Annotated in this window: 23 protein-coding genes; 10 read left to right on the plus strand and 13 right to left on the minus strand. The window is 72.7% G+C overall.

All coding sequences use genetic code 11. The annotated features are described in order from the left end of the window. Positions 1-28 precede the first annotated feature (28 nt). Positions 29-526 (plus strand): type II toxin-antitoxin system PemK/MazF family toxin, encoded by a 498-nt coding sequence (locus ACWD01_RS30925; RefSeq protein WP_451166415.1) that lies wholly within the window; start codon positions 29-31, stop codon positions 524-526. Here ACWD01_RS30925 and ACWD01_RS30930 read toward each other — a convergent pair. Continuing rightward, positions 511-1,362 carry a TIGR02452 family protein gene (locus ACWD01_RS30930; RefSeq protein WP_451166417.1) on the minus strand — a complete coding sequence of 284 codons (852 nt, stop codon included), beginning with the start codon at positions 1,360-1,362 and terminating at the stop codon, positions 511-513. The two genes, ACWD01_RS30925 and ACWD01_RS30930, sit on opposite strands and share 16 nt — an antisense overlap. Positions 1,363-1,514: 152 nt before the next feature. Here ACWD01_RS30930 and egtA point away from each other — a divergent pair, with 152 nt between their 5' ends. The 4 genes from egtA to egtD are packed head-to-tail and all read left to right on the plus strand — an operon-like array spanning position 1,515 to position 5,831. Further along, positions 1,515-2,792, plus strand: coding sequence for an ergothioneine biosynthesis glutamate--cysteine ligase EgtA (egtA, locus tag ACWD01_RS30935; RefSeq protein ID WP_451166419.1), 1,278 nt, complete (start codon positions 1,515-1,517; stop codon positions 2,790-2,792). Continuing rightward, the gene (gene egtB / locus ACWD01_RS30940; RefSeq protein WP_451166421.1) at positions 2,789-4,117 is read left to right on the plus strand and encodes an ergothioneine biosynthesis protein EgtB; all 1,329 of its coding nucleotides are present in this window, start codon (positions 2,789-2,791) and stop codon (positions 4,115-4,117) included. Before egtA ends, egtB begins: the two co-directional genes overlap by 4 nt. Further along, positions 4,117-4,872, plus strand: a complete 756-nt coding sequence (gene egtC, locus ACWD01_RS30945) for an ergothioneine biosynthesis protein EgtC (RefSeq protein WP_451166423.1) — start codon at positions 4,117-4,119, stop codon at positions 4,870-4,872. Before egtB ends, egtC begins: the two co-directional genes overlap by 1 nt. Continuing rightward, a complete protein-coding gene (gene egtD / locus ACWD01_RS30950) occupies positions 4,869-5,831 on the plus strand; it encodes an L-histidine N(alpha)-methyltransferase (protein WP_451166425.1) in 963 nt (320 codons plus the stop codon). Before egtC ends, egtD begins: the two co-directional genes overlap by 4 nt. Here egtD and ACWD01_RS30955 read toward each other — a convergent pair. The 3 genes from ACWD01_RS30955 to ACWD01_RS30965 all read right to left on the minus strand — a co-directional run bounded on the left by ACWD01_RS30955 (position 5,726) and on the right by ACWD01_RS30965 (position 8,831). Continuing rightward, the gene (locus ACWD01_RS30955; protein WP_451166427.1) at positions 5,726-6,583 is read right to left on the minus strand and encodes a lysophospholipid acyltransferase family protein; all 858 of its coding nucleotides are present in this window, start codon (positions 6,581-6,583) and stop codon (positions 5,726-5,728) included. The two genes, egtD and ACWD01_RS30955, sit on opposite strands and share 106 nt — an antisense overlap. Beyond that, positions 6,580-7,398, minus strand: a complete 819-nt coding sequence (locus ACWD01_RS30960; RefSeq protein ID WP_451166429.1) for a GNAT family N-acetyltransferase — start codon at positions 7,396-7,398, stop codon at positions 6,580-6,582. The genes ACWD01_RS30955 and ACWD01_RS30960 overlap by 4 nt, the downstream gene beginning before the upstream one ends. Positions 7,399-7,583: 185 nt before the next feature. Next, on the minus strand, positions 7,584-8,831 hold the full coding sequence (locus ACWD01_RS30965; RefSeq protein ID WP_451166431.1) for an extracellular solute-binding protein: 1,248 nt from the start codon (positions 8,829-8,831) through the stop codon (positions 7,584-7,586). A 339-nt stretch (positions 8,832-9,170) separates the two neighbouring features. On the opposite strand from ACWD01_RS30965, the gene ACWD01_RS30970 reads away from it, so the two are divergent. Next, on the plus strand, positions 9,171-9,386 hold the full coding sequence (locus ACWD01_RS30970) for a dodecin (RefSeq protein ID WP_451166433.1): 216 nt from the start codon (positions 9,171-9,173) through the stop codon (positions 9,384-9,386). Between the two features lie 39 nt (positions 9,387-9,425). Here the strand turns inward: ACWD01_RS30970 and ACWD01_RS30975 are convergent, their stop codons facing one another. Continuing rightward, positions 9,426-9,923 (minus strand): phosphatase domain-containing protein, encoded by a 498-nt coding sequence (locus ACWD01_RS30975; protein ID WP_451166435.1) that lies wholly within the window; start codon positions 9,921-9,923, stop codon positions 9,426-9,428. Positions 9,924-9,983: 60 nt separating this feature from the next. Here ACWD01_RS30975 and ACWD01_RS30980 point away from each other — a divergent pair, with 60 nt between their 5' ends. Beyond that, complete coding sequence (locus tag ACWD01_RS30980; protein WP_451166437.1) at positions 9,984-11,012, plus strand: LLM class flavin-dependent oxidoreductase; 1,029 nt, start codon at positions 9,984-9,986, stop codon at positions 11,010-11,012. An 82-nt stretch (positions 11,013-11,094) separates the two neighbouring features. On the opposite strand, the gene melC2 is transcribed toward ACWD01_RS30980, so the two are convergent. The 3 genes from melC2 to ACWD01_RS30995 form a co-directional block, all read right to left on the minus strand. Next, positions 11,095-11,922: a tyrosinase MelC2 gene (melC2, locus tag ACWD01_RS30985; protein WP_451166438.1), complete on the minus strand. Its 828-nt coding sequence runs from the start codon at positions 11,920-11,922 to the stop codon at positions 11,095-11,097. 19 nt (positions 11,923-11,941) lie between these two features. Further along, positions 11,942-12,280, minus strand: a complete 339-nt coding sequence (melC1, locus tag ACWD01_RS30990; RefSeq protein ID WP_451166482.1) for an apotyrosinase chaperone MelC1 — start codon at positions 12,278-12,280, stop codon at positions 11,942-11,944. Between the two features lie 313 nt (positions 12,281-12,593). Further along, positions 12,594-13,538, minus strand: coding sequence for a LysR family transcriptional regulator (locus ACWD01_RS30995; RefSeq protein WP_451166484.1), 945 nt, complete (start codon positions 13,536-13,538; stop codon positions 12,594-12,596). A 49-nt stretch (positions 13,539-13,587) separates the two neighbouring features. Between ACWD01_RS30995 and ACWD01_RS31000 the strand changes: the two genes are divergently transcribed. Together ACWD01_RS31000 and ACWD01_RS31005 are read left to right on the plus strand one after the other, a co-directional pair. Continuing rightward, positions 13,588-14,529 (plus strand): serine hydrolase, encoded by a 942-nt coding sequence (locus ACWD01_RS31000; RefSeq protein WP_451166442.1) that lies wholly within the window; start codon positions 13,588-13,590, stop codon positions 14,527-14,529. Between the two features lie 72 nt (positions 14,530-14,601). Continuing rightward, a complete protein-coding gene (locus ACWD01_RS31005) occupies positions 14,602-15,639 on the plus strand; it encodes an MBL fold metallo-hydrolase (protein ID WP_451166485.1) in 1,038 nt (345 codons plus the stop codon). On the opposite strand, the gene ACWD01_RS31010 is transcribed toward ACWD01_RS31005, so the two are convergent. Genes ACWD01_RS31010 through ACWD01_RS31020 form a run of 3 tightly spaced genes read right to left on the minus strand, consistent with a single transcriptional unit; the run spans position 15,629 to position 19,027 of the window. After that, complete coding sequence (locus ACWD01_RS31010; protein ID WP_451166444.1) at positions 15,629-16,375, minus strand: succinate dehydrogenase/fumarate reductase iron-sulfur subunit; 747 nt, start codon at positions 16,373-16,375, stop codon at positions 15,629-15,631. The genes ACWD01_RS31005 and ACWD01_RS31010 overlap by 11 nt on opposite strands. Further along, positions 16,372-18,318 carry a fumarate reductase/succinate dehydrogenase flavoprotein subunit gene (locus tag ACWD01_RS31015; protein ID WP_451166445.1) on the minus strand — a complete coding sequence of 649 codons (1,947 nt, stop codon included), beginning with the start codon at positions 18,316-18,318 and terminating at the stop codon, positions 16,372-16,374. The genes ACWD01_RS31010 and ACWD01_RS31015 overlap by 4 nt, the downstream gene beginning before the upstream one ends. Position 18,319: 1 nt before the next feature. Further along, positions 18,320-19,027 carry a succinate dehydrogenase gene (locus ACWD01_RS31020; protein WP_451166447.1) on the minus strand — a complete coding sequence of 236 codons (708 nt, stop codon included), beginning with the start codon at positions 19,025-19,027 and terminating at the stop codon, positions 18,320-18,322. A gap of 83 nt (positions 19,028-19,110) precedes the next feature. On the opposite strand from ACWD01_RS31020, the gene ACWD01_RS31025 reads away from it, so the two are divergent. Next, complete coding sequence (locus ACWD01_RS31025; protein ID WP_451166448.1) at positions 19,111-20,031, plus strand: LysR family transcriptional regulator; 921 nt, start codon at positions 19,111-19,113, stop codon at positions 20,029-20,031. Here the strand turns inward: ACWD01_RS31025 and ACWD01_RS31030 are convergent. Next, positions 20,001-22,163 (minus strand): putative bifunctional diguanylate cyclase/phosphodiesterase, encoded by a 2,163-nt coding sequence (locus ACWD01_RS31030; protein WP_451166450.1) that lies wholly within the window; start codon positions 22,161-22,163, stop codon positions 20,001-20,003. The two genes, ACWD01_RS31025 and ACWD01_RS31030, sit on opposite strands and share 31 nt — an antisense overlap. Beyond that, positions 22,160-22,969: an SAM-dependent methyltransferase gene (locus ACWD01_RS31035; RefSeq protein ID WP_451166452.1), complete on the minus strand. Its 810-nt coding sequence runs from the start codon at positions 22,967-22,969 to the stop codon at positions 22,160-22,162. The genes ACWD01_RS31030 and ACWD01_RS31035 overlap by 4 nt, the downstream gene beginning before the upstream one ends. Positions 22,970-22,985: the final 16 nt, after the last annotated feature.

Below are 22,985 nucleotides of genomic sequence, written 5' to 3' on the forward strand. Positions count from 1 at the left end.
GCCGCGCGCCGCGCACTACGGTGACGGGATGACGCATTCCACCACCCCCGTGCCCGACGCACCGCGCCCGCACGGCTCCTCCCGCGCCGACGCCGCCCCCGACCTGCCCGGCAGCACCGGGCCGAGCGCCACCACGGAGGCCGCTGCGGCCCGCGTGGGGCCGGTGCGCACGTCGTACGCCCCGAACCGTGACGGCGACCCCGACCCGGGCGAGATCGTGTGGACCTGGGTGCCGTTCGAGGAGAACGACGGCCGCGGCAAGGACCGGCCGGTGCTGGTGGTGGCCAGGGAGGCGGGCGGGACGCTGCTCGCCGTGCAGCTGTCGAGCAAGCGCCACGACCACGACCACGAGTGGGTGCCGATCGGCGTCGGGCCGTGGGACGGCGCCGGGCGCGAGTCGTGGGTGGATCTGGACCGGGTGCTGCGGGTGCACGAGGCGGGGATGCGCCGTGAGGCGTGCGCGCTGGACCGGCCCCGGTTCGACCAGGTCGTGCGGCGGCTGCGGGAGCGCTACGGCTGGAGCTGAGCGCCCGCCCCGCACCGGTCCGCGAAGGCGTTGCGGAATGCGGCCAGGGTGGGGGACGTGCCCGACCTGTCGAGGACGGCGAAGACGATCTCGTCGAAGTGGCCGGCGAACCGGCCCCCGCCCGTGAGCAGGCCGTGGAACACCCCCGCGACCACCGCCGGGTCGTTGCGGAAGACCCCGCAGCCCCACGCGCCGAGCACGAGACGGCGGTAGCCGCCCGCCACCGCCGTCTCCAGGACCCGCTCGGCGCGGGAGGCGAGCGCGGCGGGGATGCGGTGGGCCTCGCCGGGGGTGCGGCTGGTGATGACCCCGGCGTTGGGCGCGGGCGAGGTGAGGAAGCCGGCCGTGTACGGCGTCTCCAGCAGCCGGCCGCGGTCGTCGCGGAAGACGGGCACGCCCGGGGAGAGAATCACCCGGTCGGAGTAGAAGGCGCTGCGTTCGGCGCGGTGGTGGTCGTAGAACCCGGGAACCCGCAGCAGCGTGGCGTGCAGGGCGGAGGCCCGGCACAGCGCCTCTTCCTGTGCCTGCGCCCCGTTGAGGTAGCCGCCGCCGGGGTTGCGCGCGGAGGCGAAGTTCAGGACGGCGACCGGGCCGGGTCCGGCGGCGGTGAGCCGGCAGGCCGCCTCGGTGCTGCTCTCGCCCGTGACCTCGCAGGCGGTTGCCCGGTCGGTGTCCGGCGTGACCGCCACGGGGGCGGGCCCGTACAGCCGGGCGCCCTCCAGCGCCGCGGCGAGTTCCGGTTCCAGGCGCACCTCGCGTCCGTCGGGCAGGTGGTACTTCCCGGCCCGGACGATCTCCTCGGTCTGCTTCGCGATCCCCCGCAGTCGTGCGCTCATGGAGTCATCATCGAGAACCACGGGTAACGGCCGCAAATACATTTCCGCTCCTCAAAGCCGCTCCCAGAGGCGCTCTTGTGCGCGGCCGCGGCAGTGGCCTTAGGTTGACTGGGTCCCTGCCCGACAGGGTCCCTTCGACAGGAGGATCGATCATGCATCCACCCGGAACGGGCGACTTCGGCCGTCCGATGTCCGAGCCAGAGGCCGAGGACCTGCTCCGCTGCATCTGCTTCAAGACGGGCCCCCCGCGCACCGTCGGTGTGGAGCTGGAGTGGCTGGTCCACGCGAGGGAGCAGCCCGAGAAACCCGTACCGCAGGACCGCCTCGAGGCGGCCTTCGACGACATACGCGCCCTGACCCTGAGTTCCGCGCTCACCTTCGAACCGGGCGGCCAGCTCGAGCTCAGCTCGCGCCCCGCCGCCTCCCTGATGGAGTGCATCGACTCCACAGCCGCCGACCTGGCAGCCGTACGGGCTGCGCTCCGTCCGGCGGGCCTCTTCCTGAACGGACTGGGCCTGGATCCCTGGAATCCGCCCCGCCGCATCCTCCGTCAGCCTCGCTACGACGCGATGGAGACGTATCTCGACCGCTCCGGCCCCTTCGGTCGCTCCATGATGTGCAGCTCCGCCTCGGTCCAGGTGTGCCTGGACGCGGGCGAGGAGGAGCCGGGGCCGCTCGGCCACGGCCGACGCTGGCGGCTCGCCCATCTGCTCGGCGCCGTACTGCTGGCCGCGTTCGCCAACTCCCCCTTACTGGGCGGGCGTCGCACCGGCTGGCGTTCCACGCGGCAGGCGGTGTGGAACATGCTCGATCCGGTGCGCCCCATGGCGCCGCAGCTGGAGTCCGAGCCGCGTGCGGCGTGGACGGCGCACGTCCTGGACGCCCCGGTGATGTGTGTGCGTACGCGGGAGGGTCCGTGGCCCCTGCCCGACCGGCTCACGTTCCGTGAGTGGCTGCGCTCGGGCACGGAGCGGGCGCCGACGGCGGAGGATCTGCAGTACCACCTCACGACGCTCTTCCCACCGGTACGGCCCCGCGGCCATCTCGAGTTGCGCATGATCGACGCGCAGTCCGGCGAGGACGGCTGGATGGTGCCGCTGGCGGTCACCACGGCGCTGTTCGACGATCCGGAGGCGGCCGAGACGGTGTACCGGGCGCTGAAGCCGCTCGCCGAGTGCATGGACGCGCACGCCATGGCGCCGCGCAGCCCGCTGTGGGTGGCGGCCGCGCGGCACGGGCTGGCTGATCCGGAGCTGCACGCGGCCGCCGTGACGTGCTTCACCGCCGCCCTGGAGGCGCTGGACCGGCTCGGTGTCTCCGCGCCGGTACGCGACGCCGTCGCCCGCTTCAACGACCGCCATGTCCTGCGGGGCCGGTGCCCCGCCGACGACCCGAGCTTTCCCTCCGTCGGGAAGGAGTCCGGCACATGACCGACGAACTGCGGGGTCAGGCTCTCGACGCGCTGACCCGTGCCCGTGCCCGTACCGCCGCTCTCACGTCCTGTGTCGACGACCGCGACCTGACGGCGCAGCACTCACCGCTGATGTCGCCGCTGGTGTGGGACCTGGCCCACATCGGCAACCAGGAGGAGCAGTGGCTGCTGCGCACCGTCGGCGGGGGTGAGGCGCTGCGGCCCGAGATCGACTCGCTCTACGACGCGTTCGAGCACCCGCGGTCGGCGCGTCCCTCGCTGCCGCTGCTGGCGCCCGCGGAGGCGCGGATCTACGCGTCCGACGTCCGCGGCCGGGTGCTGGACATCCTGGAGCGGACCCCGTTCGAGGGCGGTCCGCTGGTGGACGCGGGCTTCGCCTTCGGCATGATCGCCCAGCACGAACAGCAGCACGACGAGACCATGCTGATCACCCATCAGCTGCGGAAGGGCCCGGCCGCGCTGTCCGCGCCCGCGCCGCCCGTCCATGACACCGGTCCGCTGCCGACCGAAGTCCTGGTGCCTGCCGGGCCGTTCACGATGGGTACGTCCACCGAGCCGTGGGCGCTGGACAACGAGCGGCCCGCGCACGAGCGCGTCGTGCCCGCGTTCCACATCGACACCGTGCCGGTGACCTGCGGCCGGTTCCAGGCGTTCATCGAGGACGGCGGCTACCGCGAACGGCGCTGGTGGGCCGTCGAGGGCTGGGAACAGATCCGCCGCCACGACATCGGCGCCCCGCTGTTCTGGCGGCGGGAGGGCGGTGTGTGGCTGCGCCGCCGTTTCGGGGTGACCGAGGAGGTGCCGCCGGACGAGCCGGTCCTGCACGTCAGCTGGTACGAGGCGGACGCGTACGCCCGCTGGGCGGGACGCCGGCTGCCCACGGAGGCCGAGTGGGAGAAGGCGGCCCGGCACGACCCGGACACCGGCCGGACCCGGCGCTACCCGTGGGGCGACGAGGAGCCCACGGCGGAGCACGCCAACCTCGGCCAGCGCCATCTGCGGCCCGCCCCCGCCGGCAGCTATCCGGACGGGGCGTCAGCGCTGGGCGTGCGGCAGCTCATCGGCGACGTGTGGGAGTGGACCGCGAGCGACTTCCTGCCGTATCCGGGTTTCGCCGCGTTCCCCTACCGGGAGTACTCGGAGGTGTTCTTCGGCAGCGAGCACAAGGTGCTGCGCGGCGGTTCCTTCGCCGTCGACCCGGTCGCCTGCCGGGGCACGTTCCGCAACTGGGATCTGCCGGTGCGCCGCCAGATCTTCTCCGGCTTCCGTACGGCGCGGGACGCGCAGGAGCGGGGCGGCAACGGAAACGGGGGACTCGCCTGATGTGCCGTCATATAGCCGTGCTGGGCCCGCCGGAGCCGCTGGGCGACGCCCTCGTCCGGCCGCCGAACGGTCTGCTGCGCCAGTCCTGGGCGCCTCGGCACCAGCGTCACGGCACGGTCAACGCCGACGGTTTCGGGGTCGGCTGGTACGCGGAGGGCGACCCGGTGCCCGCCAGGTACCGGCGCGCGGGGCCGATCTGGGCCGACCTGTCCTTCACCGACCTGGCGCGGGTGGTGCGCGCTTCCGCGGTGCTCGCCGCCGTACGGGACGCCACCGAACCCGGCGCGGACGCCGAGGCCGCGGCGGCGCCGTTCGCCTCCGGGCCCTGGCTGTTCAGCCACAACGGGGCGGTGCGCGGCTGGCCCGCCTCGATGGGGGCGCTCGCGACGGCGCTCCCCGCGGACGAACTGCTGTCGATGGAGGCGCGCAACGACTCGGCGCTGCTGTGGGCGCTGGTGCTGCGCCGGCTGCGGGCCGGCGACGGCCTCGGGCAGGCGCTCGCCGACACCGTCCGTGACGCGGCCGCGGCCTCTCCCGGGTCCCGGCTGAACCTGCTCCTCACCGACGGCACGGCGATCGCCGCCACCGCGTGGGGCGACACCCTCTGGTATCTCACCGAGCCCGGCCGGCGCACGATCGTGGCCTCGGAGCCGTACGACGACGATCCCCGCTGGCAGGAGGTGCCCGATCGCACGGTTCTGACCGCGACCCGCACCGAGATCCTGCTGACCGAGCTCAAGGAGCCGACCCAGTGAGCCCGTTCCAGCTGACCCGCACCCTGCCCGAGGACGCGACGGACGCCGCGCTGCGCGCCGACGTGCTGCACGGCCTGACCCGTACGCCCAAGTCCCTGCCGCCCAAGTGGTTCTACGACGCGCGCGGCAGCGAGCTCTTCGAGGAGATCACCAGACTGCCGGAGTACTACCCGACGCGCGCCGAGCGGGAGATCCTCGCCGCGCGGGCGCCGGAGATCGCCGCGGCGACCGGGGCGCGGACCCTGGTGGAGCTGGGGTCCGGCTCCTCGGAGAAGACTCGTTTCCTGCTCGACGCGCTCCCCGGCCTGCACACCTATGTGCCGGTGGACGTGAGCGAGAGCGCGCTGGCGGGGGCCGCGGAGGCGCTGCTCGCCGAGCGCCCGGCGCTGAATGTCCACGCCCTGATCGCCGACTTCACCCGGGGGCTGGCGCTGCCCGGCACGCCGGGGCCGCGGCTGGTCGCCTTCCTGGGCGGCACGATCGGCAATCTGCTGCCCGGCGAACGGGCGGTGTTCCTGCGCTCGGTGCGCTCTCTGCTGGATCCCGGGGACTTCCTGCTGCTGGGGACGGACCTGGTGAAGGACGAGGAGGTGCTGGTGCGCGCGTACGACGACGCGGCGGGGGTGACCGCCGCGTTCAACAAGAACGTGCTCGCCGTCCTCGCCCGGGAGCTGGGTGCGGACGTCGACCCGGACGATTTCGACCATGTGGCGCTGTGGAACAGCGAGAACGAGTGGATCGAGATGCGGCTGCGGGCGCGTTCTGCCTTCACCGTCAAGATTCGCGAGCTGGATCTTGCGGTGCCGTTCGAGGCGGGCGAGGAGCTGCGCACGGAGGTGTCGGCGAAGTTCCGTCAGGACGGGGTGCGGACCGAACTCCGTGCGGCGGGCCTCGAGCTGACGCACTGGTGGACGGACGAGGAGGGCAGGTTCGCCCTGTCGCTCTCGACGGCGAGCTGAGCGGCCCGCGCCAGTGAGCGGCGGTCGGGGACGCTCCCGGGGAGGATCGGCGGCAGCAGCCGGATCTCCGCGGTGAGCGCCCCGGCCGTCGCCACCCGCCACAGGGAGGCGAGCAGCGGGTCGTCGCCGACGAAGGCCGCCGCCCCGGTCGGGGAGAAGGTGATGCGTACGGGCTGGACGGCGACGCTCGCGTCCAGCGCGGCCTGGAAGGCGGCCGGCCGGAACCGGCCGCCGCCGCGGCCGCACCAGGTGGAGCCCTCCGGGAAGACGACGACCCGTGACCCCGTGCGCAGCGCGCCCGCCATCGCCGCCACGGTGGCGGGCAGCGTCCGCAGCCGGTCACGTTCCACGAAGAGCGTGCCGCCGCGGGCGGCGACCGGCCCGAGGACGGGCCAGGAGCGCACCTCGCTCTTGGCGAGCATCCGCCCGGGCAGTGCGGCGGCGACCAGCGGGATGTCCAGCCAGGAGATGTGGTTGGCCACGACGAGCGAGCCGCGCAGGCCGTGCGGGACGCCCACGACGCGCACGCGTACGCCGAACGCCCGCAGCACGGCCCGTGACCACCAGCGGGTGACCCGGTGGCGGACGGAGGCGCTCAGCAGGGCCGTCGGCGGGGCGAGCAGCAGGCCGCAGACGACGGCCGTCAGGCCGGCGAGCAGCCGGACGGCGGCCCTCAGCGGGCCGGCCACGGTGCCGTGGTGGGTGGCGCAGCCCTTCGGTGTGCAGGGCGCGGTGGGCAGCCAGACGCTCATCGGACCGGTGCGAGGGAGAGGAAGTGGCGCAGGTAGCGGGGGTTGGTGCGGCGCAGCGACAGCAGGACGTAGAGGTCGGCGACGTTGAAGTCGGGGTCGTGGGCGGGGGCGCCGCAGACCCAGGCGCCGAGCCTGAGGTAGCCGCGCAGCAGGGGCGGCAGTTCGGTGCGGCCGGCGGGGCGGGTGACGTTCTCGGCGTTCCAGAGCTTGTGCGGGGTGACCCAGTACTCCTCGGGCGCGAGGTTCTTGTCACGCACGGTGTCCCAGGTCGCGGCGGCGAGGCCGCCGCCGTCGTTGAGCGGGACGGAGCAGCAGCCGGCCAGCCAGTTGTGGCCGGTGCGGGTCATGTAGCGGGCGAGGCCGGCCCAGGTGAGCGCGATCACGGCGCCGTTGCGGTGCAGCGGGTGGACGCAGGAGCGGCCGACCTCGACGAGGTCGTCGCGGATGGGGCCGAGGCGGCCGAGGTCGAACTCACCCTCGGAGTAGAGGCGGCCGGCGATCCGGGCGCGCTCCGGCGGGAGCAGCCGGTAGGTGCCGACGACCTCGCCGGTGTCCGCCTCGCGGACCAGCAGGTGGTCGCAGTAGGCGTCGAAGGCGTCGGTGTCCAGGCCGGGCTCGGGCCCGTCGAGCCGGGCGCCCATCTCGCCGGCGAACACCTGGTGGCGCAGCCGCTGGACGGCGCGGACGTCTTCCTGGTCGCGAGCGAGCGAGACGACGTAGCGGGGCTCGTCGCCCCGGGCCGGCAGGGAGGTGGGGGCGGGAGCGGGCGCCTGGGCGGGGAGCGGAGCAGGCATGACGAGCGGCGATGCGGGCATGGCGGTCTCCTGTGCCGGACGGAAGGACGGACCGCGGGTTGAGCGGCCCGGCTCCTTGTTTCTTCCGTGGCAGGCTGGATTCGACATGACCGCCCGGCGGAGAGCGGATGTGAGGACGCTGAATGCCGGGCGTCCGGGCCCGCCCGTGGGCCCGGACGCCGCGGCACTGGGGTCACCCCGGCACGTCAGGGGCGCAGTGCCGCCGTGATCCTGTCGGACGCCGCGCGCGCCACGTGTGCCGGGTCCTGGCCCTGGAGGACGGCCGTCATGTACGGCTTGATCGGGTTGGCGGCCTCGACCGCCGCCCACTGCGGGGAGTTGGGGGTGGCGCGGCCCTTCGCGGCGCCGGCGGCCATCGCGGACGTGCCCTCGTTGCCCTCGATGACGCCGGCGAGCGTCGTCTTGTTCGGCACGTAGTTCATCGTCAGGGCGAGTTCCTTCTGCCACTTCTCACTGGCGAGCGCCGAGACCACCTCGACGCCGGCGGACCGGTCGCGCGCGTTCTCGGGCACGATCAGGTCGGAGCCGCCGATGAACACGGCGCCCGGCGCCTTGGACGTCTTTCCGGGCACCGGGAAGAAGCCCAGCCTGCCCTTGAGCGCGGGGTTGGCCTTCTCGATGGCGGGCACCAGGCTCGGCACCGCGATGATCTGTGCGACGTCGCCCTGGGCGAAGACCTTCTCCTGGGGCGGGGTGACCTCGTCGGCGTCCTCGGGGCCGTCGCCGAGCGACTGGAGCTCCTGGTAGAAGGCCATGCCGCGCAGCGCCTCCTTGGTGTGCAGGGCGCCCTCCCAGTTGCCGCCCCGCTCGACGGCCAGTTCCCCGCCCTCGTCCCAGACGAACCCGGCGAGGGTGTACCAGTCCTGGCCGGAGAGGTATATGCCCTGCCGGCCGCCGTCGTCGAGCTTCTCGGTGATCTCCAGCCACTCGGCGCGGTCCTTGGGCGGCTCGGTGATGCCCGCCGCCTCGAACAGGTCCTTGTTGTAGATGACGACGCGGTTGGCCGCGTACCAGGGAATGCCGTACTGGGAGCCGTTGATGCTGCCCGGTTCCGCGAGGCCCGGCAGCCACTCCTCGCTGCCGAGGTCACGGACCGACTCGAGGGTCAGGTCGCGCAGCGCGTCGCTCTCCGCGTACCGGGCGACCTGGGTGTTGCCGACCTCGATGACCTCGGGCGCGTCGTCGCTCTCGAGCGCCGCCATGACCTTCTTGCCGATGCCGGTCCACTGCTGGAAGGTCACCTCCAGCTCGACGTCCGGATGTTCCTTCTCGTACGCACTGGTGAAACGCTCGAGGAACTCTTCGGAGACGCTGCCCTGCATCAGCCAGACGTCCACGGTGGTCCGGTCCGAACCGCCGGGGAGAACCCCGCAGCCGCCGAGCGCGACAGCGCACACGAGCGCGGTGGACAGGGCGAGCGAGCGCTTCTTCACGTAGGACACCTTCTGCGGGACACGGAGCATGGACCCGACGTGGGGGGAAGCGCACGGCGCTCGCACGGGCGTGTGGCTGGATTTTGGTCTGTACCAAAGGCCCGGTCAAGTCCGTCGGCCGAGGGAGAACCGGTGAGCGCCCGACACGGGGCGCTCACCGGACCTTCACGCGGCGCTCATCACTGTGGCCGGGGCACGGCGCCGCGGTGGCCGGACACCGCCGTGCCGCGGTGGCCGGCGGGACGCGCCGGTGTGCCCGGCGGCCGGTTCCCGACGCCTCGCGGGAAGCGTGCCGGTGGGGCACGGTGGAGTGAACGCATCGAGAGGAGCGCGACAGACATGTCCAACCACACGTACCGCGTCACCGAGATCGTGGGCACCTCGCACGACGGGGTCGACCAGGCTATTCGCAACGGCGTCACCCGGGCGTCGCAGACGCTGCGGGGCCTCGACTGGTTCGAGGTGACACAGGTCCGCGGTCATATCGTCGACGGGCAGATCGAGCACTACCAAGTCGGCCTGAAGGTCGGCTTCCGCCTCGAGGACGGCGACTGACACCGCCGCCGCCCCGGACCGCCCCGCGGGACGGCCGCCTCAGGTGCGGCCCTCGCGCTCCTGCGCCTCCCGCATCGCGGGCGTCGTGCTCGACGCACCCCAGCGCGCCGCCCGGACCACCCGGAAGCCGGCGCGCTCCGCGTCCTGGCAGACCAGTTCGTCGTCGTCGACCAGCATCCCGACCTCCCGGTCGCGGGCGAGCCGCCGCAGGATCTCCAGCTTGGTCCTGCGGGCCGGCCGCCGGTCGTCGTTGCGCCGCATGAACAGCCGGCCCTCCGGCAGCCCCTGGGCGGCGAGCCAGGCCACGGTGTCGGCCCTGCACCGCTCCGGCCGGCCGGTGAGATACATGACCTCGCACTCCTTCGCGGCCTCCAGGCACAGCGCCACGCCCTCGGCGAGCGGCGGGTCGTCGGGCGCGGCGGCGAAGAAGGCGTCCCAGGCGCGGGGCTTGCGCTCCAGCAGATGCTGGCGGTGCCCGGCGTCGGAGAGCGTCCCGTCGAGGTCGAATACGGCCAGCGGCCTGCTGCTGTGTGTCACGCCGCCCACCCTAGAGCGGGGGACGGGAATCCCGGCGGGCTCTGAGTGTTGAACCCGTATGTGAGCTCAGCCATCGCCTTTACCCGCCTGTCCGTGCTCGACCGCTCCCGCACCCGGGAGGGGTACGACGGCCCCGCCGCGCTGCGTGACACCGTGGATCTGGCCCGGCACGCGGAGCGGCTCGGCTACCACCGGTTCTGGATCTCGGAGCACCACGGTGTGCCCGGCGTCGCCGGTTCGGCGCCGACCGTGCTGGCGGCGGCCGTCGCGGCCGCCACCGATTCGATCCGCGTGGGGACCGGCGGGGTCATGCTGCCCAACCACCGGCCGCTGGTCGTCGCCGAGCAGTTCGGCGTGCTGGAGTCGCTCTTCCCGGGCCGCGTCGACATGGGGCTGGGCCGTTCCGTCGGCTTCACCGACGGCATCCGCAGGGCACTGGGCCGGGAGAAGAAGGACACCGAGGACTTCGCGGCGCAACTGGAGGAACTGCTCGGCTGGTTCACCGGCGAGCGGACCGCGCACCCGCAGGTCCGCGCACGCCCCTCGGAGGGGCTGCGGGTCCCGCCGTACGTGCTCGCGACCGGCGAGGGCTCCCGGATCGCGGCACACGCCGGTCTGCCGCTCGTCGTCGGCGATCTGCGCGGCCGGGACCGGCTGCTGGCGGCCGTGGACGGCTACCGGCGGGAGTTCCGTCCGTCCCGCTGGGCCGAGCGGCCGTACGTGATGGTCTCGGGCACGGTCGCCGTCGCCGGGACCGAGGAGGAGGCGCACCGGCTGCTGATGCCGGAGGCCTGGTCGATGGCGTACTCACGCACCCGTGGGACCTTTCCGCCGCTCCTGCCGCCGGAGCGGATCGAGGCACTGGAGATGACCGCCAAGGAGCGCGGCTTCTACGAGTCGGGGCTGCGGGGCCACATCGCGGGCACCGAGGAGCAGGTGGCCGACGCGCTGGGGACGGCGGTCAAGGAGAGCGGCGCCGACGAGGTGCTGGTCACGACGAGCACGTACGACCGTACGGCGCTGCTGGACTCGCTGCGGCGGCTGGCCCGGCTCGCGGGCCTGACACCGACACCGGCACCAGTCGGCTGACCGGCGACGGCACCGGCGGGCTGACCGGCGACGGCCCCCGGCGGCGCGTCCGGGCGGCGGTGGGGCCGCCCGGACGGCAGGGTCAGGCGGCGGTGTCGTAGGTGTAGTGCGGCCGGTGGTCGAGCAGGTCGGCGGGGGTCACGTCGTTCCAGGGGCGCATCGTGCCGCGCAGGTCCACCACATCGGGGGTCGCGGCCGCCGGGGCGTACGCCGAGTCCGGGTGGCGTTCCTGCCACTGGGTCCAGAGCCGGTCGATGAAGGCGTGGTGCAGCCAGAACACCGGGTCGTTGGGCGAGACGCCGGTGGCCATCTGACCGCCGACCCAGACATGGACCCGGTTGTGGAGGTTGACGCCGCGCCAGCCTTCGAGGTGGTTGCGGAAGCCGTCGGACGCGCTGTTCCACGGCGGCATGTCGTAGAGGGGCATGGCGAGGACCGAGTCGGTCTCGGCCCGGGTGGGCAGCTGGAGGCCGTGGGCGCCGAGCGAGCGGCGCAGATGGTCGCGGCCGTCGACCCGTACGGTGACGGGCCAGTTCCCGGTGGACGCGGCGAACGGCCCGTCCGTCACCCGGCCGTCGCGGCTGCGGCCGGTGCCGCCGAGGAAGTCGGCGGCCCACAGCGAGGAGGCGGCCGTCCGGTCGGCCGTCCAGTCCCAGTACGGCAGGGCGACGGACGGGTCGACGGACTGGAGCGCCTGCTCGAAGTCGAGGAGGAATCTGCGGTGCCACGGCAGGAACGACGGCGAGCGGTGGCCGGTCCGGGGCCCGTGGTCGGTGTCGGCCATGATGAAGCCGTTGTGGGTGGTGACGAAGGCGTCGTACCGGCCGGAGCGTTTGAGTTCGAGTACGGCGTCCGTGAAACGCCTCTTCTCGGCGGTGGTGAGCGCGGCCTGGTTCTTGCGTACGGTCATGGTGCGGGCTACTCCCGGCTCAGGCGGTGTCGAGGGGGACGAGGGAGGCGCCCTGGAGCTCCAGGACGGCGGCGCGCGCGATGGCCCGGGGAGTGGCCCGGGGCTCGTAGTGGTTCACGACGCTGATCCAGGTGCCGTCGGCGTTGCGCATGACGTGCAGTTCCCGGCCGTCGATCCGGATGGCCCAGCCGCCCGCGTGGTGTTCGTGGTGTCCGCCGCCGTGCGACGGACCGCCCTGTATCCGGCGGCCGAGGTAGACCTCGTCGAAGGGCTGCGGAGTGTGCGGGCCGGTGCGGCGCGGCACCGCGGTCGGTACTGCGGGTGCGGCGGGTGAGTCGGGACATGACTGATCCCCCAGAGGTGGTCCGTGTACGGCGGTGTGGTCGGCACCGCCGTACACATGCCTACCTGGGTCCGCGAGCCACCCGGTAAACGGTGGGGACCGGTTGACCGCGAACTGGACAACTCACCGCGAGTGGTACGGAATTGAACGGAGTTGATCTTGCGACGGCACGCCTCCCGCGAGAGCGCGGAGGCGCATATTCCGCTCCGAAATCGGCCTCTTGACGGACTTTCTTCGGCACAGGCACAGAACCCATGCGAATTCTCGCGCCCTCAACATGACCGGAACATATGCCGATCCACTCGGCGACGCGGCGACCGCGGCCCCCTCAGCCGTACACCACCGACCAGGGCCGTGGCCCCTGCTCCTCTCCCCCGCCGCCGCCGGGCACCGCCGTACGGTCGCGCCCCAGCACCTCCGCCGCGACGGCCGCGAACTCCCGGGCGGCGGCGCCGTGCGGCGACCTGCGCGGCCAGGCGGCGCAGATCCGCTGCGCGAGCGGGCGGCCGACGAGCGGCCGCCAGGCGGCCCTGGGCTCCTTCCGCGCCACCGGCCCCTGGTCGAAGGCGACCCCGTGGCCCGCCGTCACCAGCCCGATCAGGAACTCGGGGTTGCGCGCGTGTCTGATCCTGCCGGGGACGAACCCTTCACGCCGGCAGACGTCGAGCGCCATGTCGTACCAGCCGGGCGCCGACGCCCGGGGGAAGAGGAGCAGGTCGTGGCCCGCCAGGTCGGCCAGGGCGACCTCCGGCAGCCGGGCGAGCGGCGAGGTGCGGGGCAGCACCACCCCCAGCTCGATACGGACCTCCGGGCCCAGCTCCAGTTCCGTGGCGTCGACCGGCTGGTGCACGAGGCCCGCGTCCAGGCCCCCGGAGGCCAGCAGCCGCAACTGCTCGTCCGTCGTCACCTCCTGGAGGTCGACCCGCAGCCCCCGGTCGTCGCACTGGGCGAGGAGCGCGCCGAGCACGGCGGCCGAGGTGTCGGGCGGCACGCCGGCTCGCAGGGTGCCGAGGTCGCCGTCACGGGCGCGCCGTACGAGCGCCCTCGTCCGCTCCTCGCGCGCCAGTAGCTCCTTCGCCTCGTCCAGGAGCACCGACCCGGCCGGGGTGAGCCGCACCTGCCGGCGGGAGCGGTCGAAGAGTTCCGCCCCCAGGTCGTCCTCCAGCCGGCGGACGGCACGGCTGAGCGGGGGCTGGGCCATGCCGAGCCGTTCGGCTGCCCGCCCGAAGTTCAACTCGTCGGCGACGGCGACGAAGATACGCAGGTGGCGCAGGAGATCCACGGGACGACCTTAGGCGACTGAGCAAGGAGTGCTGATCCGGATGCTGGAGGAGGAACGGCTGGTGGAGGAACGGCTGGGCGCGGTGTTCGCCGCGGCGGGGGCCGAGGGGGCGCTGCACGCCGTGGACATCGACGGCTCCGGCGAGGCGGGGTGCCGCCCGGACGAACCGGTGGTGGTGGCCTCGGTGTTCAAGGTGCTGCTCGTGCTGGAGTTCGCCCGCCAGTCCGAGGCTGGTCAGCTCGACCCCCGGGAGCGGATCCGGGTGGGTGCGGACCGCCGGCTCGGCGGGTGGGGCACCGGCGGCTGCCTGGACGACGTGGAGCTCTCGCTGCGCGACCTGGCGCACTTCGCCATGGCGGTCAGCGACAACACGGCCGCCGACCTGCTGATGGAACGGGTGGGACAGGACACCGTGGCACTGCTCGCCGCGGAACTCGGCCTGGTCAACACGCGGATCGTGGGCGGCCCGCGGCAGCTGCTGGAGTCGATGCTCGCCGAGGTGGGCGCCCGTGACGAGCGGGAGTTCGCCGCCGTGTTCCCGGCCCTGCCGCCCGAGCGGGTGCGGGCGCTCGGCGTCCACGACCCGGCCCGTACGAACGCGAGCACACCGCGCGACATGACGCGGCTGCTGCGGATGGTGTGGCGCGACGAGGCCGGGCCGCCCCGGGCGTGCGCCCAGGTAAGGGACCTGATGGCCCGCCAGGTGTTCCGGCACCGGCTGCCCGCCGGGTTCGGCGACGGGGTGCGTGTCACGGCCAAGACGGGGACGCTGCCCGGGCTGCACAACGAGGTGGGCGTGGCCGAGTTCCCGGACGGCGGGCGGTACGCGGTCGCCGTGTTCGCCCGTACTCCGGACCTCGTCGCGAACCATACGCAGACGGACGTGGCCATCGGCGCGGCGGCGCGGACCGCGGTGGATCTGCTGCGCGCGTCCCGGTCCGGGCGCCCCGTCCGACCAGGCGTCATGCGTCCTGGGGTATGAGTCGTGCGGTGTCCGGGTCTTGGACACCCGCCGTCCGGGGCTGATCTTCTCTGCCCCATGAGCGAACACCCGATGAGCGAATCGATGAACTCCCGGCCCGAGGACGGACGACGGGCCTTCGTACGGCGGACCCTGCTGCGCGGCGCGGCCCTGGGCGCGGCGGTACCGCTGCTGCCCGCCGTGGCGGGGGCCGTGCACGCCGCCCCGGCCGCGGCGCCGGCGGGGGCGGCGCGGAGCACCACGGAGACGCCGCGCCCCGACGCGGCCACGCTGCGCTGGCTCGGCACGTCCGGCTGGCGTATCGGCGTCGGCGGCCGGACCGTGCTGTTCGACCCGTACATCACGCGCTTCCCGACCGGTCTGTTCGGGCCGAAGGGGAGCTTCGATCCGAACACCCCGCTGAGTTGCGACAAGGAGCTGGTGGCCCGCCACGCGGGCAGTCCGGAGCTGGTGCTCGTCAGCCACACGCACTGGGACCACCTGGGCGACGTGCCGTACATCGCGGCGTCGACCGGCGCCCGGGTCGTCGGCACGGAGACGACCTACCACGTGCTGCGGTCGCTCGGCGTGGACGCCGGGCAGATCAGTGTGGTGAAGGGCGGCGAGGTGCTCGACTTCGACGGTTTCACGGTCGAGGTGGTGGCGAGCCGCCACAGCCGCAACGCGAAGTGGTCGTACTTCGCGCCGGGCACCCTCCACGCCGTGCCGAGCCGGACCCCGCGGACCATCTCGGATCTCCCGGAGGGCGACACGCTCGCCTTCCAGGTGACCGTCGCCGCCGGCCCGTCGTTCTTCCTCATGGGCGCCAGCGACTTCGACGAGCGGTCCGCGGCCGGCCTGCGGCCCGACGTGCTGATGGCCGCGACTCCCTCGACCCGGTCCACGCACCGCTATCTGCCGCGGCTGCTGGACACGCTCGGGCACCCGGGGACGGTCGTCCCCGTGCACTGGGACAACTTCGAGGAGCCGCTGAGCGCACCGCCGAAGCGTGATCCTGTGATGGACCTCGACGGGTTCACGGCCGAGGTCCGCCGGCTCTCCCCCGACTCGCGGATCGTGGTGCCCGACTACGCGACGGTGTACGGCGCCGATCTGCGGCCTACCGCCTGACCTTCCGGGTCGCCCGCAGCCACTCCCGGTTCATCGCGGCGATGGACGGCAGGGGAATGCCCTTCGGGCAGGCGGTGGCGCACTCCCCGGTGAGGGTGCAGCCGCCGAACCCCTCGTCGTCCATGGCCGCGACCATGTCGAGCACCCGGGTCTCCCGCTCGGGCGCGCCCTGCGGCAGCACATTGAGGTGGTTCACCTTGGCCGAGGTGAAGAGCATGGCCGAGCCGTTGGGGCAGGCCGCCACGCAGGCTCCGCAGCCGATGCACTCGGCGTGCTCGAAGGCGGAGTCGGCGTCCGGCTTGGGCACGGGGGTGGCGTGGGCCTCGGGGGCCGAGCCGGTGGGGGCGCTGATGTAGCCGCCGGCCTGGATGATCCGGTCGAAGGCGGAGCGGTCGACCACCAGGTCCTTGACGACGGGGAAGGCCGAGGCCCGCCACGGCTCGACGTCGATGGTGTCGCCGTCGCGGAAGGAGCGCATGTGGAGCTGGCAGGTGGTGGTGCGTTCCGGGCCGTGGGCGTCGCCGTTGATGACCAGCGAGCAGGCGCCGCAGATGCCCTCGCGGCAGTCGTGGTCGAAGGCGACGGGCTCCTCGCCGCGCAGGATGAGGTCCTCGTTGAGGGTGTCCAGCATCTCCAGGAACGACATGTCCGGGGAGATGCCGTCCACCTCGTAGGTGGCCATGGCGCCTTCGGCGTCCGGGCCGTGCTGGCGCCAGACGCGCAGGTTGAGCTTCATGCGTAGCTCCGCTGGGTGGGGTGGACGTACTCGAAGACGAGGTCTTCCTTGTGCAGTACCGGTGGGCCGCCGGTGAACTCCCAGGCGGCCGCGTAGGCGAACTCGTCGTCCTTGCGGGCGGCTTCGCCGTCGGGGGTCTGCGACTCCTCGCGGAAGTGGCCGCCGCAGGACTCGGCGCGGTGCAGGGCGTCGAGGCACATCAGCTCGGCGAGCTCCAGATAGTCGACGACGCGGTTGGCCTTCTCCAACGACTGGTTGAACTGCTCACCGGTGCCCGGCACCCTGATCCGGCGCCAGAACTCCTCCCGAATCTGCGGGATCCGGTCCAGGGCCTTGCGCAGGCCCCCGTCGGTGCGGGCCATTCCGCAGAACTCCCACATGAGTTCGCCGATCTCGCGGTGGAACGAGTCGGGCGTACGGTCCCCGTCGACGGCCAGCAGCAGGCTGATCCGGTCCTCGGTCTCCGCGACGGCCTCGGTGACCGCCGGGTCGGCGGGGTCGACGGCGTCGAGGCCGCCGCGGGCGAGGTAGTCGTTGATGGTGGACGGCAGGACGAAGTAGCCGTCGGCGAGGCCCTGCATGAGGGCGGAGGCGCCGAGGCGGTTGGCGCCGTGGTCGGAGAAGTTGGCCTCGCCGATGGCGAAGAGGCCGGGGATCGTGGTCTGGAGGTCGTAGTCGACCCAGAGTCCGCCCATCGTGTAGTGGACGGCCGGGTAGATCCGCATCGGGACCTCGTACGGGTTCTCCGCGGTGATCCGCTCGTACATCTCGAAGAGGTTGCCGTACTTCTCCTCGACCCTGTCCCTGCCCATCCGCGCGACGGCGTCGGCGAAGTCCAGATAGACGCCCTGGCCGCCGGGGCCGACGCCGCGGCCCTCGTCACAGACGTTCTTGGCCGCCCGTGAGGCGATGTCGCGGGGGACGAGGTTGCCGAAGGCCGGGTAGATCCGCTCCAGGTAGTAGTCGCGTTCGTCCTCGGGGATCTCGTTCGGCGGGCGGGCGTCGCCGCGCGCCTTGGGCACCCAGATGCGGCCGTCGTTGCGCAGCGACTCGCTCATCAGCGTCAGTTTGGACTGGTGGTCGCCGGTGCGCGGGATGCAGGTGGGGTGGATCTGGGTGAAGCAGGGGTTGGCGAAGTACGCGCCGCGGCGGTGGGCCCGCCAGACGGCGGTGGCGTTGGAGTTCATGGCGTTCGTCGACAGGTAGAAGACGTTGCCGTAGCCGCCGGTTGCGAGGACCACCGCGTCGGCGAAGTGCGTGGAGATCTCGCCGGTGACCAGGTCGCGGGCGACGATGCCGCGGGCACGTCCGCCGACGACGATCAGGTCGAGCATCTCGGTGCGTGCGTGCAGCGTGACGTTGCCGGCCGCGATCTGGCGGGAGAGTGCCTGGTAGGCGCCGAGCAGCAGTTGCTGGCCGGTCTGCCCGCGGGCGTAGAAGGTGCGGGAGACCTGGACGCCGCCGAAGGAGCGGGTGTCGAGCAGTCCGCCGTACTCGCGGGCGAAGGGGACGCCCTGGGCGACGCACTGGTCGATGATCTCGACGGAGATCTCGGCGAGGCGGTGGACGCCTGACTCGCGGGCGCGGAAGTCGCCGCCCTTGACGGTGTCGTAGAACAGCCGGTGGACCGAGTCGCCGTCGTTGCGGTAGTTCTTGGCGGCGTTGATCCCGCCCTGCGCGGCGATCGAGTGGGCCCTGCGCGGAGAGTCCTGATAGCAGAACTGCTCGACGTGGTAGCCCTGTTCGGCGAGTGTGGCACCGGCGGCGCCGCCCGCGAGACCGGTGCCGACGACGATGACGGTGTGGCCGCGGCGGTTGGCCGGGTTGACGAGCCTGGCCTCGAAGCGGCGCCTGGCCCAGCGCTCCGCGACCGGTCCGCCGGGGGCCCTGGTGTCGGCGATCGGGGCGCCGACCTCGTAGTCGGCGTAGTCGGGGTACGTCATGTCAGCTCACCAATCCGGTCATGACGGCGACGGGTACGGAGACGAATCCGGCGGTCAGTGCGAGCGCCAGGCCGCCTGCGACGGCCTTCAGGGCGCGGTCGCGACGGGCGTTGCCGGCGCCGAGGGTCTGCGCGGCGCTCCAGAAGCCGTGCCGGACGTGCAGTCCGACGGCCAGCATGGCGACGATATAGATCACGTTGCCGTACCAGGTGGAGAAGGTGTCCACGACGTTCTGGTACGGGCGGCCTTCCTCGAAGCCGCCGGGGTGGACGGTGCCGGTGGTCAGGTCGAGGACGTGCCAGACGATGAACAGCGCGAGGATGACGCCGCCCCAGCGCATGGTGCGGGTGGCGTAGCTCGCGCCGCGGCGCTTGTGGACGTACGCGGTGGGCCGGGCCCTGAAGTCGCGCCGGCTGAGCTGGTACGCGCTGACCGCGTGGGCGACGACGGCGGCGAGCAGTACGACGCGGACGATCCACAGGGCCCAGGAGTGGTGCAGGACCGGGGCGCCCATGGTGCGCAGCCAGTGGCCGTAGGCGTTGAACTCGTCCGGTCCGAAGAAGATCTTGAGGTTGCCCATCACATGGGCGACGAGGTAGCCGAGCATGATCAGACCGCTGACGGCCATGACCGTCTTCTTGCCGACGGTCGAGCGCCAGAAGGTGCGCGTCATGGACGGTTGTCGTTCCGTCCGCGTTGCCAGAGCCATGGTGGTGACGCTAGGGCCGGAAACCATCAGAGGTCCAAGACATGATCCGGCTGCTGTCCATAGCAAGGCCCTATGATGGCTCCATGCAGCTCCAGCAGCTCCGCTACTTCACGGCGGTCGCAGAGACCCTTCACTTCACCCGGGCCGCGGAGCGGGTGCATGTCTCCCAGCCGTCGCTCTCCCAGCAGATCCGGGCGCTGGAACAGGAGCTGGGCGCGGACCTGTTCCGCCGCGCCCGCGGCAACATCGCCCTCACCGACGCCGGTCAGGCGCTGCTCCCGCTCGCCCGCCGGATCCTCGCCGACACCGAGACAGCGCGCCGCGAGGTGCAGGAGGTGGCCCAGCTGCGCCGCGGCCGGGTGCGGCTCGGTGCGACGCCGAGCCTGTGCACCGGTCTGCTGCCGCAGGTGCTGCGCACCTTCCACGATCTGCACCCGGGCATCGAGATCCTCGTCGAGGAGTCCGGCTCGCACGATCTCGTACGGGAACTGGCCCGCGGCGCGCTCGACCTGGCGCTCGTCGTGCTGCCGCTGCCGTCCTCGTCGCCCGCCCTCACCACGGTCGAGCTGCTGCGGGAGGACCTGGTGGTGATCTCCTCACCGGCCGCGCCCGCCCCGCCGGCACCGCTGCGGATCGCCGACCTCGCCGGTGAGCCGCTGGTGATGTTCCGGCACGGCTACGACCTGCGGGACCTGACGGTGGCCGCCTGCCGGGCCGAGGGGTTCGAGCCGTCGTTCACCGTGGAGGGCGGCGAGATGGACGCCGTGCTCGGGTTCGTCAGGGCGGGCCTCGGGGCGGCCGTGGTCCCCGCCATGGTGGCCGAGGGCGCGGGCGGCGACCTGCGGGTCACCCCGCTCGCGGGGCGGGGTCTGCGCAGGACCATCGGGCTCGCGCACCGCAGCGACGTCGCGCCGCCGCGGGCGGCCCGCGAGCTGCAGCGGGTGCTGCTGGACTCGCGGGCCGTACGGAGTCGTCAGACCGTGTCCGCCAGCACCAGGGAGTGAATCCGGTCGGGGGCGCCGGGACGCGCGTAGTACCAGCCCTGGGCGGTGTCGCAGCCGATCTCCCGCAGCTGCTCCGCCTGCGCGGCGGTCTCCACGCCCTCGACCGTGACGGCCAGTTCCAGGCTGTGGGCGAGCGACACTATGCCCTCGACGATCTTGAGGTCGACGGGGTCGACGGGGTGGCGCTGCATGCCCTGCGTGAAGGAACGATCCAGCTTGAGGACGCTCACCGGCAGCCGGCGCAGGTTGGCCAGGTTGGAGTAACCGGTGCCGAAATCGTCGAGCGCTATGTCGACGCCCATCTCCGCCAGCTGCCGCAGCGGCTTGAGCCGGTCCTCGTCGGCGCCGATCAGCGCCGACTCGGTGACCTCCAGGCACAGCGCGCCGGGTTCGAGGCCCGAGCGCTCCAGCACGTCGACGGTGTCGGCCACCAGCCCGGGGTGCTGGAGCTGGGCCGGTGAGAGATTGACGTTGATCCGCAGCGGTCCGCCGTCGGTGTGCCGCCTGCTCCAGAACCGGGCCTGGCGTACGGCCTCCTGGAGCACCCAGCGGCCCAACGGCACGATCAGCCCGGTGCGTTCCGCGAGCGGGATGAACCGGTCGGGGCCGAGCACCCCGTGCTGCGGGTGGCACCAGCGCACCAGGGCCTCCGCGCCGTGCACACTGCCGTCGCCGAGGTGGACCAGCGGCTGGTACTCGATGAAGAACTCACCGCGCTCCAGGGCGGCCGGCAGCGCGTTGGTCAGCCCGTGCCGGGTGATGGCGCGGGCGTCGGCCTCGGGGTCGGCGAGCTCGAAGCGGTTGCCGCCGGCGGACTTGGCCCGGTACATGGTGATGTCGGCGCTGCGCAGCACCTCGGCGCTGGTCCGCTCCCCGGCCGGCCCTTCGACGATGCCGATGCTGCCGCGCACGGTGAACTCCCGCCCGTCGACGCGGATCGGGGTCGACAGGGCGTTCAGGATGCGGCCGGCGAGCTCGTCGACCTCGGACTGTGTGTCGGGCCCGGTGGTCAGTGCGACGAACTCGTCGCCGCCGAGCCGGGCGACCATCTCGCCCGGCGCGGTGGCGCAGCTCTGCAGCCGGTCGGCGACCTCGACGAGCAGCCGGTCGCCGGTGGCGTGGCCGAGGCTGTCGTTGATGGTCTTGAATCCGTCGAGGTCGAGGTAGCACAGCCCGAAGCGGGAGCCGTTGCCCGCGCCGACGGCCTTCTCCAGCCGCTCGAAGAACAGGGTGCGGTTGGGCAGGCCGGTCAGCGCGTCGTGGGTGGCCTCGTACCGCAGCCGCAGGTTGAGCAGCCGGCGCTCGGTGGTGTCCTCGAACAGCGCCAGCTGGAACTGCGGGCGGCCGTCGGGGTCACGCAGCAGGGAGACGGTCAGATTGGTCCACAGGACGGTACCGTCGTTGCGGTAGAAGGGCTTCTCGACCCGGTAGTCCTCCCGCTCGCCGTTGACCAGCTCCCGGTACAGCTCCCACACCTGCGGCCGGTCCTCCGGGTGCGCCCAGTCGGTGACCTTGCGGCCGCGGACGTGGTTCTCCAGGCCGCCGAACATCTGGGTCAGGGTGTCGTTGACCTCCAGGACGTTGCCGTCGAGGTCGGCGATGCCGATGCCGATCGCGGCGCCCTCGAAGACCGCGCGGAAGCGCACCTCGGTGGCGTGCATCGCGTCCAGCGCCTCGCTGCGGGCCAGCAGCGCGGAGCGGGCGATGGACTCCTGCTCGGCGAGGGTGCGTTCACGCAGCGCCTGGGCGAAGCCCGCGGCGAGCGCGTGCTGCAGCCGGGCGCAGCGGGCCCGGCTCTCCTCCGCGCTCCGGTCGGGATCACCGCAGTAGAGCACCAGGTAGGCGTCGATCACGCCGAGGGTGCGGCTGAGGGCGTCCGGGTCGGTGCAGTGCGCGCCGACGAGCGCGGCGCCCACCTGCTGGGCGGTCTGCGCGGTGAACGGGCGGGCGTGGAGCGCGCTGTTCAACTCGCGGGCGAGCGGCAGCAGATGCTGTTCGAACTCGGGGCGGGTCAGCGACGTGGCCGTGGCCGGGAAGATCGCCCGGCTCCAGATCGTCGCGAACCGCCGCAGCCGGTCCTCCAGCACACCCGGATGCCCCTCCGCGGCGTCCGCCTCTGACGTGTTCCTCACGCTTTGCGCCCCACCCCGGCGAAGCCGGAGAAGGCATACGGATCCTCCTGGTCGACCGGGCCGTCCGGCCGCCAGTCCGGCATGGACACCAGGCCCGGCTCGACCATCTCGTAGCCGTCGAAGAACCGGGTGACCTGCTCGCGGGAGCGCATCACCAGTGGGTTGCGGATGTTCCGGTACACCTCGACGGTGCCGCCCGCCTGCTCGGGGGGCACCGGGATGCCCTCGAACGAGGCGTGGGTGAGCATCAGCAGACTGCCCGGGGCCAGCGCGTCACGCAGCTCGGCCACCGCCGCGTACGGGTCGTCGTCCTCCTCGATGAAGTGGAGTACGGCGACCAGCAGCAGGGCCACCGGCCGTTCGAGGTCGAGGAGTGCGGCCTCCGGGCTGTCCAGGATCTGCCGGGGCTTACGGAGATCGGCGGCGACGACGCCCGACCGCTCGTCCCCGTCGAGCACCGCGCGGCTGTGCGCGACGGCCACCGGGTCGTTGTCGACGTAGAGGACCCGTGCGTCGGGCGTGGCCCGGCGGGCGACCTCGTGGACATTGCCGAAGGTCGGTATGCCGGAGCCGATGTCGAGGAACTGGGTGATGCCCGTGTCCACCGCGTAATTGACGGCCCGGCGCATGAACGCCCGGTTCGCCTGCATGATCTTGGGGAGTCCCGGCATGAACTCCATGGCCTTGCGCGCGGCCGCCCTGTCGACCTCGAAATTGTGGGAGCCGCCCAGATAGAAGTCATAGATGCGGGACACGCTCGGCACCGATATGTCGATGCCCTGCGGGGCCCAGGCGGGACGCTCCATCGATGTCTCCAACAAG

The organism is Streptomyces sp. NPDC002835 (genome assembly GCF_053591995.1).